Here is a 12534-nt window from a genome sequence, read left to right on the forward strand (position 1 = left end):
CGCTATATCATGTTTTTACCGCTTCGTTTGCGCGATTTATCGGTTCTGGCGATGAATTTAAGGTAAATATCACTGTCAGTGACGCCGATCGCTTATTTTTCACAGATAAAGTAAGAAATAGTGTTTTCCGGCGGTAGATCACGGGCGCTATTTTCAGTAGGTTATAGACAGTTTGTTACTGTTTTATTTTCCGGGGTTAATCATCTCTCGTCGCTCGCGCGATGGCGAAAATTGATACAAACCGCGGGCATTTATCGATAAACCATCATCAAAAACCGATGGAAGGGAAAACTATGCGTATTGGGGTACCAAAAGAACGGTTAGCCAATGAAACCCGCGTAGCGGCAACACCGAAAACGGTGGAGCAACTGCTTAAACTGGGTTTTACGGTCGCGGTCGAAAGCGGCGCAGGCAAACTGGCGAGTTTCGATGACGAGGCCTTTATCCAGGCTGGCGCAGAAGTGGTCGACGGTGCTGACGTCTGGCAGTCGCCGGTAATTCTGAAGGTCAACGCACCGGAAGAGAGTGAAATTGCGCTGCTGAATCCGGGGACGACCCTGGTGAGCTTCATCTGGCCTGCGCAAAACCCGGAGCTGATGGAGAAGCTGGCGGCCCGTGGCGTGACCGTGATGGCGATGGACTCCGTGCCGCGCATTTCGCGCGCGCAGTCGCTGGATGCCTTAAGCTCCATGGCAAACATTGCCGGCTACCGCGCCATTGTTGAAGCGGCCCACGAATTTGGTCGCTTCTTTACCGGTCAAATCACCGCCGCGGGTAAAGTCCCTCCGGCGAAAGTGATGGTGATTGGTGCGGGCGTAGCGGGCCTTGCCGCCATCGGTGCGGCAAACAGCCTGGGCGCTATCGTACGCGCCTTTGACACCCGTCCTGAAGTAAAGGAACAGGTTCAGAGTATGGGGGCCGAATTCCTTGAACTGGACTTTAAGGAAGAGGCAGGCAGCGGTGATGGTTACGCGAAGGTGATGTCCGAAGCCTTTATCAAAGCCGAAATGGAACTCTTCGCTGCACAGGCGAAAGATGTCGACATTATTGTCACCACCGCGCTTATCCCCGGTAAACCGGCACCGAAGCTGATTACCCGTGAGATGGTTGACTCCATGAAATCGGGCAGCGTGATTGTCGACCTGGCCGCCCAAAACGGCGGTAACTGTGAATATACCGTACCGAATCAGGTGACCACGACCGCTAACGGCGTGAAAGTGATCGGTTATACCGACCTGCCGGGCCGTCTGCCAACGCAGTCTTCTCAGCTCTACGGCACTAACCTCGTCAACCTGCTGAAGCTGCTTTGCAAAGAGAAAGACGGCAACATCACCGTCGATTTTGACGATGTGGTGGTGCGCGGCGTCACCGTGGTCCGTGAAGGTGAAATTACCTGGCCTGCGCCGCCTATTCAGGTTTCTGCTCAGCCTCAGGCGGCAGCGAAAGCGGCACCCGCGCCAAAAGAACCCGCCAAACCGGCTTCTCCGTGGCGTAAATACGCGATCATGGCGCTGGTGATTATTCTGTTCGGCTGGCTGGCTGACGTTGCACCGAAAGAGTTCCTCGGCCACTTTACCGTCTTCGCGCTCTCTTGCGTCGTAGGCTACTACGTGGTGTGGAACGTCTCCCATGCGCTGCACACGCCGCTGATGTCGGTAACCAACGCCATCTCCGGGATCATCGTAGTGGGGGCGTTACTGCAGATTGGTCACGGCGGCTGGATCAGCTTCCTGAGCTTTATCGCGGTGCTGATCGCCAGTATCAATATTTTCGGTGGTTTCACCGTGACTCAGCGCATGCTGAAAATGTTTCGTAAAGGCTAAGGGGTAGCATATGTCTGGAGGATTAGTGACAGCCGCATACATTGTTGCTGCAATCCTGTTTATTTTCAGTCTGGCGGGGCTTTCCAAACACGAAACGTCTCAGCAGGGGAATAACTTTGGTATCGCCGGGATGGCGATTGCGCTGATAGCCACCATCTTCGGGCCGGATACCGGCAACGTGGCGTGGATCCTGGTAGCGATGATCATCGGCGGCGCGATTGGTATTCGCCTCGCGAAACGCGTTGAAATGACCGAGATGCCGGAGCTGGTCGCTATTCTGCACAGCTTCGTGGGTCTGGCGGCAGTGCTGGTGGGCTTCAACAGCTACCTGTATCACGAACCGGGCCTGGAACCGATTCTGGTGAACATCCACCTGACGGAAGTGTTCCTCGGTATCTTCATCGGTGCGGTGACCTTCACTGGTTCTATTGTCGCGTTTGGCAAACTGCGCGGGAAGATCTCCTCTAAACCGCTGATGCTGCCAAACCGTCATAAGCTGAACCTGGCGGCGCTGGTGGTGTCGTTTGTACTGCTGGTGGTCTTCGTGCGTACCGAAAGCGTCGGTCTGCAGGTGCTGGCGTTGCTGGTCATGACCATCATCGCGCTGGCGTTCGGCTGGCACCTGGTGGCGTCCATCGGCGGTGCGGATATGCCGGTGGTTGTCTCGATGCTGAACTCCTACTCCGGTTGGGCGGCAGCGGCGGCAGGCTTTATGCTGAGCAACGACCTGCTGATCGTCACCGGTGCGCTGGTGGGTTCTTCCGGTGCGATCCTGTCTTACATCATGTGTAAGGCGATGAACCGTTCGTTCATCAGCGTTATCGCCGGTGGTTTCGGGACCGATGGGTCTTCTTCCAGTGCGGATGAAGAAGTGGGTGAGCACCGTGAAATTTCTGCGGAAGATACCGCAGACATGCTGAAAAACTCGCATTCCGTGATCATCACTCCGGGCTACGGCATGGCGGTGGCGCAGGCGCAGTATCCGGTGGCGGAAATCACCGAGAAACTGCGCGCGCGGGGCATTAAGGTTCGCTTTGGTATTCACCCGGTGGCAGGGCGTCTGCCTGGCCACATGAACGTGCTGCTGGCGGAAGCGAAAGTGCCTTACGACATCGTGCTGGAAATGGATGAGATCAACGATGATTTCGCCGACACCGACACCGTGCTGGTCATTGGCGCCAACGATACCGTTAACCCTGCTGCACAGGACGATCCGGGTAGCCCAATCGCCGGTATGCCGGTTCTGGAAGTGTGGAAGGCGCAGAACGTGATTGTGTTTAAACGCTCCATGAATACCGGCTATGCCGGGGTTCAGAACCCGCTGTTCTTCAAAGAGAACACCCACATGCTGTTTGGCGATGCCAAAGCCAGCGTGGATGCGATTCTGAAATCACTCTGACAGGGTTAAGCCCGGTGGTGCAAGCTTACCGGGCCTACCAAACCCGTAGGCCGGGTAAGGCGAAGCCGCCACCCGGCAAAAAAAACCGCCGGTTCCCCGACGGTTTTTTTTCATCTTGCTGGTTAATCGTCTTCCGGATCGTCCAGCTCAACCGGCGTCTGGTACTCATCCGGCTTAATGACCAGCAGGTCGCAGCGCAGATGGTCGATTACCTGTTCGGCGGTATTGCCGAGGAAGGCGGCAGAAATACCGGTCCGGCCAATGGTGCCCAGCACCACAATCCCCGCCTGCAGGTGTTCCGCCAGGTCCGGGATCACCTCTTCAGGCAGCCCTTTTTCCACGTGTGTCATCTTCTCGTCGATGCTGAATTTCTGGCGCAGCGCTTTCATGGCCAGCAGGTGCTGACCGCGGATCGCGTCGTTGTACACGCTCGGGTCAAATTCAGGCAGCTCAATGGCAATGTTAATCGGGGTGACCGGATAGGCACCCACCAGATGCACTTCGGTATGATTCACCTGATCGGCAAGCTGGAGGGTCTCCTTCACCAGCTTCTCGTTCAGCGAATTGTGGTAATCCTCTTCGCTCGCGAGGTTTACCGCCACAACGGCTTTCCCGCCTTCAGGCCACGGCTGGTCTTTCACCATCCAGACCGGGCAAGGGCATTTACGCAGCAAGTGCCAGTCGGTCGGGGTGAAGATCACGGATTCCAGCTTGTCGTGCTGGTGCGCCATCTTCAGCAGCAGGTCGTGCCCCCCGGCGACAATCTCCTGGATGATGGCTTCGAAAGGTCGGTTATGCCAGACCACTTTAATATCAATGGGCACACCCGCTTCCAGGTAATACTTCGCCTGTTCACGGATCCACGCGGTACGCTGGCTGATGACGCCCTGACGCATAGCGGTGCGCTCGTCAGGCGACAGAAGGGTGGTCATCTCATACGAGAAGTCATAGATCGGCAAAAACGCTTTGATTTTGCCACCAATCCGTTGATGCAAATACACAGCACGTCGTAATGCTGGCTGATCGTCCTGATTCGGATCGATAGCTACCAGCATGTTTTGATACTTGGCCATACAGGTCTCCTTACTACTGTCACCACAGTCTGTAATTAAAAGAGTAACCTATATATCCTGAATGAAACAGAGGGGAGGTTTTGCCAGATCAATAATTCATGAAAATATATCAGAGGAAAAGCACTGTGGTCGTCACCGCGATAAACGCAATAAACAGCAGCACCATCACCGCTATCGCAAAGGTCGTGGAGTCCTGAACGTAGGTTTTTTCCTCCCCCTTCATCGGGCCGACAAGCATGATCCAGATGAAGATAAAGGTCACTGAAGCGATCACGACTGAAACGAAAAACAAACTTTCTCTCAATTCATAACCTCAACGAGAACCTTTCGGGCGCTGTGTGGGGACGTACTACGGTGAAAATATCTTGAAACGAAAGTGATTATACCAGACCAATAAATCACAAGAATTTATCAGTCTGGTCATCAACAGGTGGAAAGTTATGCCACGTTGCGGGCGTGCCCGGCAAGAACGGCCAGCGCTTCACCGTTTTCGATAGTGATGTATTTACCTTTAACGGCCAGCATCCCGCTTTTCTGGAAACGACCCAGCAGACGGCTGATGGTTTCCACGGTCAGACCCAGGTAGTTACCGATATCGCCACGCGTCATTGTCAGACGGAATTCACGCGGCGAGAAGCCACGCTCGGCGAAGCGGCGGGAGAGGTTGTAGATAAACGCGGCCAGGCGCTCTTCTGCATTCTTTTTGGAAAGCAGCAGGATCATGTCCTGATCGCCTTTGATCTCACCGCTCATCAGACGCATCATCTGCTGACGCAGGTTAGGCATCTTGCCGGACAGATCGTCCAGGGTTTCAAACGGGATTTCACAAACCATTGAGGTTTCGAGTGCCTGAGCAAAGCTCGGGTGATGGCCCGTGCCGATGGCATCAAAGCCCACCAGGTCGCCCGCCAGATGGAAGCCGGTGATCTGCTCATCACCCTGTTCGGTGATGGTGTAGCTCTTGATGGTGCCAGAACGGATAGCATAGAGCGATTTCAGTTCGTCTCCCGCTTTAAACAGCGTCTGCCCTTTCTGAATAGGCTTTTTGCGCTCGATGATATTATCAAGCTGATCGAGTTCATGCTCATTCAGGGTAAACGGGATACAGAGCTGGCTGATGCTGCAATCCTGGCAATGGATAGCACAACCGCCAGACTGAATGCGTCGTATAATTCGCTTTTCCGGGATCATAGGTTTGCTCAAGCCTTAATTGATATTGGTCAATTTTAACATCTTTTTGGTAAGTACGTAAGCCTGACAAACCCTCAATAAGGACAAGAGACGGCAACGTGTCGCCATCTTCTTGAAATTCCACAGCTTGATTATGGATTTTTAGCCTAACCGGTAGAAAATTAAGCACAAAAAGCCTGGGAACTAGAGCAAGAGATACCCTTCGTGACGCAGCAGCCACTCTTTTCGCTGCACGCCACCGGCATAGCCTGTCATGGTACCGTTACGGCCAATGACGCGATGGCAGGGTACCACGATGCTCACCGGGTTAGAGCCGTTCGCGGCACCCACTGCGCGTGCTGCTCCTGCGCGGCCTAGCTGCTCCGCAAGCTGGCCGTAATGCATGACCTGCCCGCACGGAATCGAACGTAGCGCCTGCCACACTTCGCGCTGAAAAGGCGTGCCCGCCGTGGCGGTCGGCAGAGTATCGATGATGCTGAGATCGCCTTCGAAGTACGCTGCAAGCTTGTCGCTCAGCCCGCCCGGATTGGTGGCGCGGATACGTTCATATCCCTGTGAGCGGTAGTGAATCGCAAGCAGTTCTTCCATGCGGTCGCTGTGCTCTTCCCATTCGACGGCGCGCAGGCAGAACTGCTCGTCCGCGATCACCCACAGCGGCCCGAGCGGCGTCGCAATCTTGTCTTCGAGTAATCTCAGCATCCTCATTCCTTTAGTTCAGCCTCGGGTAAATCCCCGGTCCAATCGGCAGGCCGACAAGATACCATGCCACCAGCATCACCAGCCATACCCCTAAAAAGATAAGCGGGTAGGGTAAAACCAGCGAATAGTAGGTACCCAGTTTGGCCTCGGGTTTATAGCGCTGCAGGAAGCCTAAAAACAGCGGAACAAACGGCGAGACTGGCGCCAGCGGAATAACCGAAGAGTCCGCGATGCGGAACAGGATCTGCGCGAAAGCCGGGTGGAACCCCAGCATCATAAACATCGGCACGAAGATCGGGGCCAGAATCGACCAGATGGCGGAGCCGCTGGCGATAAACATGCACAGCAGGGATGACAGAAGCGCCAGGCCGACAAACGCCGGTACGCCGCTTAATCCGGCGGCCTCCAGCGCGTCGGTCAGGCCCACGGCCATAAACTTGCCCATGTTGCTCCAGTTAAACATCGCCACAAACTGGGCCAGCGGGAACACCATCACGATAAAGCCCGCCATCTCCTTCATTGGCTCGATCATCAGCTGCGGCAAATCGCCCTGACGGCGGATTTTGCCGGTAGCGATACCGTAGGCCAGCGAAACGACAAAGAAGAAGAGGATAATCAGCGGCACAATGCCCTGAATAAACGGTGACGGCAGGACCGTATGTTTAACCGGATCGCGCAATATGCCGTTTTCCGGGACCACCATCAGCGCCACCAGCGCGATAAAGGCCAGCGAGACCACGCCAGCCACGCGCAGGCCGAAGCGCTGCTCTTTGCTCAGGGTCTCCAGCTTTTCATCGCTACGGCCTTCCCATTTGCCCAGGCGCGGCTCGACGATCTTATCGGTAATCAGCCCGCCGACAATCGTCAGGACAATGACCGAGCTTGCCATAAAGTACCAGTTGTCGATCACGCTGACGTGCATGGCCGCATCAATGGCCTTTGCCGCCTCCGTGCTGATGCCCGAGAGCAACACGTCGGTGGTGACGATCAGCAGGTTAGCGGTGAATCCGCAGCCCACCCCCGCAATCGCCGACAGCAGGCCCGCCACGGGATGACGACCGACGGCGAGGAAAATCAGCGCCCCCATCGGCGGCATGATCACCAGCGCGGCGTCGGAGGAGATATGGCTGAAGAAGGCGATAAACAGCACCATGTAGCTCGCGTACCGCGCGCTGACGTGGGAAGCCATCTTCACCATTAATGCGGGCAGCAGGCCAACGCGTTCTGCCAGCCCGGCGCCCAGCACCAGCGCCAGAATGGCGCCCAGCGGGGCGAAACCGCTGAAGTTTTTGATGACGTTAGGTAAAAACCAGTGCAGCCCGTCAACGCTGAGCAGGTTCTTTACCGCCACCAGGCTGCCGTCAGCCGGGCTGCGCACGCTCACGTCAAAGGCGGAGAGCACGGCGGTGGCGACCATCAAAATCACAATCAGATAGATAAACAGCAGGAAAGGGTGCGGCACTTTATTGCCGATCCTTTCAACCCAGCCATAGAGCTTACCGGATGGGGAATGCGAAGGTATGGATGACATACTCATGGGCGTTCCTCGGGAGTGTTGTGTTGTTGTGTTTTTTTATTTTAAAGGTGACGGTGTCACGCCCTGTGGGATCGGACACGCGTACGGTTTTTCTTGTAATTGTTGTTCGAACTCTTCACGGCATTTGTTCAGCAGCGCTGCGTCCAGCAGCAGATTGAGCGCGGTCGCACCCATCACTTTTCCGGCCAGCAGCATGCCTTTGTGAGCAATGGAAGTACGCCCCTGGGACACCAGCTGCCAGGTGTGCAGCGGTGTGCCGACGGTAAAGCAGGGGCTGAAGCACTGGGCGACCGGCATTTTCCAGCTGACGTCGCCCACGTCCGTTGAGCCCGCCAGCACGTTGTCGGTAATAGCGTAGGGCGCGACTTCATCCACCAGCAGCGTCGCCTGATGACGACGGGCAAAGGCTTTCCCCGCTTCACCTCCCGTAGCGGCAATATTTTTCAGGCTGTTTTGCAGATCGTTGGGTGTCAGCGTGGCGCGGATCTCGCGGGCAAACTCTCGCTCCTCGTCGGTCCACTCCGGCGTGCCGTAGTGCTGCAGGGCGCGATACATCGCCGCCTCAAGCGTGCGGTTCGGCAGATAGCTGGAGCAGGCTTTATCAAAGCGGCATTCGACGGTGGTTTCGGTCATCAGCGCCGCGCCCTGGGCGATTTTCTCGATGCGCTCGTAGATCTGCTGCGCATCCGCCATCTCCGGGGCGCGGATCAGGTACAGCACCTCGGCCTGCGCCTGCACCACGTTGGGCGAAATCCCGCCGGTATCGGTAATGGCGTAATGGACGCGCGCTTTCTCGATAATGTGTTCGTTAAGGAAGTTGGTGCCGGTGGTCATCAGCGTCACGGCGTCCAGCGCGCTGCGTCCCAGGTGAGGGGAGTTGGCCGCGTGCGCCGCCACGCCGTGAAAACGCCAGGCGGCCTGAATATTCGCCAGCGTGCTGACGTTAAACATCCCGGCAAAGGCTTCCGGGTGCCAGGTGACGGCGGCATCGACGTCATCAAACAGCCCTTCGCGCACCATAAAGGTTTTCCCGGAGCCGCCTTCTTCGCCGGGACAGCCGTAAAAACGTACCGTTCCGCTGCCGCCATGCTGCTCCAGCCAGCTTTTCACCGCCACCGCGCCCGCCAGCGCCGCGGTGCCTAAGAGGTTATGCCCGCAGCCGTGTCCGTTGGCTCCCGGCGTGGCGGTCTGCGCGGTCGCGCAGTGTGCCTGCTGGCTTAATCCGGCCAGCGCGTCGTACTCGCCCAGCAGGGCGATAACCGGTTTCCCGCTGCCGAAGCTGGCGATAAACGCGTTGGGGATGCCGCCTGCCTCGCGGGTCAGCGTGAAGCCTTCTGCTTCCAGCTCGCTGGCCAGCCGTTCGGCGGACCAGAACTCTTCAAAGCGGGTTTCGGGACGATCCCAGATCGCGTCGGCAATATCGGTTAACGTCCGACATCGCGTATCGATCGCATCGGCAATAAAAGCGTAGTTCTCCTGCATTACACACCTCGCGTCCACGGGAAATTAAGCGCAGTTCGCGCCAGCGTTTCGATGGCGACAGGCATGACCTGCTCATCGAAGTCGAATTTTTCGTTGTGATGTCCGGCGCTCAAATCCGTGCCAAACACCATATAGGACGCCATGCCGCCGTTCTGCTGCACGCGGGCCATCATCAGCGTGGCGTCTTCGGAGCCTGCTGGCGCCTTCACCTTATCGATGGCGTGAACAACCCCGGAAACCTGGCTCGCCTGTTCGCGCAGATAATCCACCCAGGCCGGCGTTGGCGCGCTGGAGGTGGCTGCCCCCATCAGGCGCATCTCCGTGCTCACGCCGTAGAGCGCCGCCGCGCCGGTAATTACTGCCTGCGCGCGTTCAAAGACGTACTGATTAATCACTTCGGTTTCGCCGCGGGTTTCAACTTTGATCAGAGCATTGGCGGGCACCACGTTGCGTCCGCTGCCCGCCTGCATCACGCCGACGTTTACCCGGGAGGCACCTTCGCTGTGCGGGGCGATGCTGTGCAGGGCGAGGGCGGCCTGCGCGGCGGCGAGCAGGGCGTTACGACCGTCCTCCGGCTTACCGCCCGCGTGTGCGGCCACGCCGGTAAAACTCACGTCGAACTTGGTGGTGGCCATAAAGTTATCGCTGCCGCAGATTACCGTACCGGCGGGGACGCCAGTACCAATATGGATAGCCGTGAAATAGTCCACGTCATCCAGCGCCCCGGCGGCAACCATGGCGCGCGCGCCGCGCGTACCTTCTTCGGCGGGCTGGAAGATCAGCTTGATGGTGCCGTTCAGCCGGGCTTCATTCTGCTTAAGCACCTGCGCCAGCCCCAGACCAATGGTGGTGTGGCCGTCGTGCGCGCAGGCGTGCATCATTCCTGCGTTGCAGGAGGCAAACCCGTCGCGGAACGGGCGATGGCTGTCGTCGAGCGCTTCGCTTAAATCAAGGGCGTCCATGTCCACGCGAAACGCCAGGGTTGGACCAGGGCGGCCGGTATTCAGGGTGGCCACAATGCCGGTAAAGCCGCCTTCAAACGGCGCCAGCCATTTCTCAGGCGCGCCCTGCGCCCGCGCACGGGCAAACTCATGCGCCAGGGTAGCGGCATCGGGCAGCCCCATCCGGCTTTCGGCATCGACCACGTCGCGACCCATCGCCAGTTCGTAACCCAGCGAGTCCAGGATTTCCGCGACTTTCGCGGCGGTACGAAACTCTACCCAGCCGGATTCCGCGAAATGGTGAAAATCACGACGCCACGCGCTCAGCTGCGGGGTTAACGTCTGGATGTACTGTGCCAGTGTGTCCATATCTGTTCCTGTCATCATTAAAATATGTGAACTGCTTCACGCTGTGATAGTTTTTACTTATCACTAACCGATTTTTCACAGTTTTAACCGTTCAGGAATTACCCTCGCACATCCCTTTCCATTAAAGTAGATGACAGTTTCTTTACTCTGATAAACAACGGTTATCGGTCGGGCTATGACATTCCAGATTAAATTTCATCAAATCCGGGCGTTTGTTGAGGTTGCGCGTCAGGGCAGCATTCGCGGTGCCAGCAGGACGCTGAATCTTTCCCAGCCGGCGCTGACCAAATCCATCAAAGAGCTGGAGGAGGGCATGGCGGCGCAGCTTTTCGTGCGCAGGAGTAAGGGCGTCGCGTTGACGGAATGCGGTGAGGGTTTTTACCAGCGCGCCAGGTTGATTCTGGAAGAGCTGCGCGCGGCGCAGGATGACATTCGTCAGCGGCAGGGGGAGCTGGCCGGGCAGATCAACATCGGGATGGGGGCCAGCGTTTCACGCACGCTTATGCCCGCCGTCATTACCCGCTTTCACGCGCAGCATCCGCAGGTCAAGGTGCGGATTATGGAAGGGCAGCTGGTATCGATGATCAATGAATTACGCCAGGGCGAACTGGATTTCACCATCAATACCTATTATCAGGGGCCTTACGACCAGGAATTTACGTTTGAAAAGCTCTTCGAAAAACCGTTTGCGGTATTTTGTCGGGAAGGGCATCCGGCGACGGGGGCAACGTCTATTAATGAACTTCTGCATTATAACTGGACAATGCCGACCCCGCGGGGAAGCTATTACAAGCAATTAGAAGAGGTATTTAGCGATCGTTCGCAAATACCGCGAATAGGCGTTGTCTGCGAAACCTTTTCCTCCTGTATTAGCCTGGTTGCGCAAAGTGATTTTCTAAGCATATTGCCGCAGGAGCTAGGGTGTGACCCGCTGCTGGCGCACCGCCTGGTCATGCTGCCGGTTGTCGAATCGCTTCCAAAAGCAGCATATTATTTAATTCAGCGCCGCGATTCACGTCAGACGCCCCTGGCTGAATCATTAATTACACAGTTCAGGCGGGAAGCGAGGAAAATAATCGTGGCGTGAAAGTCAGATAATAAAAAAACAGGATCTGCCCGACATCAGACAGATCCTCCAGTACACACAGCAGTGCGTCCTTTCGCCAATCCTGAGTATTATATCCATGAAGCAGGTATATTTAGGTATAACACCTTTCCCGCAAAATGAAAGGATGTTGAGTGTTTGATTTTACGAAAATTTAACACAAATCACTTATTTCATCTTTGCTGAAATTTTAGTTAAGTCATATTTAAGTTTATTTTATAAATACTATATATATTCATCAGGTTAATATTTGTTGCACACGACGGCCCGTAACGGTGATTGAGGCCTGTCTCGGGCGCAGGTATAGTACCGTCCTCAGTTGTAGCCGGAGGATATCCATGAACCCTGACGACAAATCCTTTTTTCTTGACGCCATGGAAGATGTCCAGCCGCTGAAGCGTGGCCCGGATATTCACTGGCAGCCCAGCCGCAATACGCGGACGCGACAGGAGGTGGATAGTGAACAGCTGGATAACTTCCTGACGCTCGATTTTCTTGACCTTCTTCCCCTGGAAGAACCGCTGGCGTTCCAGCGCGAAGGGGTGCAGCAGGGCGTTATCGATAAGCTGCGCTCGGGTAAATATGCCCGCCAGGCCAGCTTAAACCTCCTGCGTCAGCCTGCCGAACGCTGCCGTCAGATGCTGTTTTCTTTTATCTGCCAGGCCAGACGTGACGGGTTACGTAACCTGATTATTATTCACGGGAAAGGGCGGGAGCAGAACTCGCATCCGAATGTGGTGCGCAGCTACCTGGCGCGCTGGTTAACCGAGTTCGAGGATGTACAGGCCTTCTGCGTGGCGCTGCCGCATCACGGCGGCAGCGGGGCATGTTACGTTTCACTGCGAAAATCCGATGAAGCAAAACAGGAGAACTGGGAGCGGCACGCCAAGCGCAGCCGCTAGCGGGCGATATTCT

Annotated in this window: 11 protein-coding genes; 4 read left to right on the forward strand and 7 right to left on the reverse strand. The window is 56.3% G+C overall.

The window, feature by feature from the left end; genetic code table 11:
• The first annotated feature begins 293 nt into the window (after positions 1–293).
• Positions 294–1823, forward strand: a complete 1530-nt coding sequence (gene pntA, locus AC4IC4_RS10010) for a Re/Si-specific NAD(P)(+) transhydrogenase subunit alpha (protein ID WP_024909330.1) — start codon at positions 294–296, stop codon at positions 1821–1823.
• Between the two features lie 10 nt (positions 1824–1833).
• The gene (gene pntB, locus AC4IC4_RS10015; protein WP_024909329.1) at positions 1834–3222 is read left to right on the forward strand and encodes a Re/Si-specific NAD(P)(+) transhydrogenase subunit beta; all 1389 of its coding nucleotides are present in this window, start codon (positions 1834–1836) and stop codon (positions 3220–3222) included.
• Between the two features lie 122 nt (positions 3223–3344).
• Here pntB and uspE read toward each other — a convergent pair whose 3' ends face one another.
• The 7 genes from uspE to AC4IC4_RS10050 form a co-directional block, all read right to left on the reverse strand.
• Positions 3345–4295 (reverse strand): universal stress protein UspE, encoded by a 951-nt coding sequence (uspE, locus tag AC4IC4_RS10020; protein WP_024909171.1) that lies wholly within the window; start codon positions 4293–4295, stop codon positions 3345–3347.
• Positions 4296–4404: 109 nt separating this feature from the next.
• Positions 4405–4587 (reverse strand): hypothetical protein, encoded by a 183-nt coding sequence (locus AC4IC4_RS10025; RefSeq protein WP_014883604.1) that lies wholly within the window; start codon positions 4585–4587, stop codon positions 4405–4407.
• Between the two features lie 146 nt (positions 4588–4733).
• Positions 4734–5486, reverse strand: coding sequence for a fumarate/nitrate reduction transcriptional regulator Fnr (gene fnr, locus AC4IC4_RS10030; protein WP_006174991.1), 753 nt, complete (start codon positions 5484–5486; stop codon positions 4734–4736).
• A 183-nt stretch (positions 5487–5669) separates the two neighbouring features.
• Entirely contained in the window at positions 5670–6185 is a 516-nt protein-coding gene (gene ogt, locus AC4IC4_RS10035) for a methylated-DNA--[protein]-cysteine S-methyltransferase (RefSeq protein WP_032651063.1), read from the reverse strand.
• Between the two features lie 10 nt (positions 6186–6195).
• Positions 6196–7722: a p-aminobenzoyl-glutamate transporter gene (gene abgT / locus AC4IC4_RS10040; RefSeq protein ID WP_491472643.1), complete on the reverse strand. Its 1527-nt coding sequence runs from the start codon at positions 7720–7722 to the stop codon at positions 6196–6198.
• A gap of 36 nt (positions 7723–7758) precedes the next feature.
• Positions 7759–9204 carry a M20 family metallopeptidase gene (locus tag AC4IC4_RS10045; RefSeq protein WP_267216599.1) on the reverse strand — a complete coding sequence of 482 codons (1446 nt, stop codon included), beginning with the start codon at positions 9202–9204 and terminating at the stop codon, positions 7759–7761.
• Positions 9204–10514, reverse strand: coding sequence for a M20 family metallo-hydrolase (locus AC4IC4_RS10050; protein ID WP_491472644.1), 1311 nt, complete (start codon positions 10512–10514; stop codon positions 9204–9206). Before AC4IC4_RS10050 ends, AC4IC4_RS10045 begins: the two co-directional genes overlap by 1 nt.
• Positions 10515–10689: 175 nt before the next feature.
• Between AC4IC4_RS10050 and AC4IC4_RS10055 the strand changes: the two genes are divergently transcribed.
• Together AC4IC4_RS10055 and smrA are read left to right on the forward strand one after the other, a co-directional pair.
• A complete protein-coding gene (locus tag AC4IC4_RS10055) occupies positions 10690–11601 on the forward strand; it encodes a LysR family transcriptional regulator (protein WP_491472645.1) in 912 nt (303 codons plus the stop codon).
• Positions 11602–11957: 356 nt separating this feature from the next.
• On the forward strand, positions 11958–12521 hold the full coding sequence (smrA, locus tag AC4IC4_RS10060) for a DNA endonuclease SmrA (protein ID WP_032651068.1): 564 nt from the start codon (positions 11958–11960) through the stop codon (positions 12519–12521).
• Positions 12522–12534: the final 13 nt, after the last annotated feature.

This window comes from Enterobacter sp. Taxon_2 (assembly GCF_058355295.1).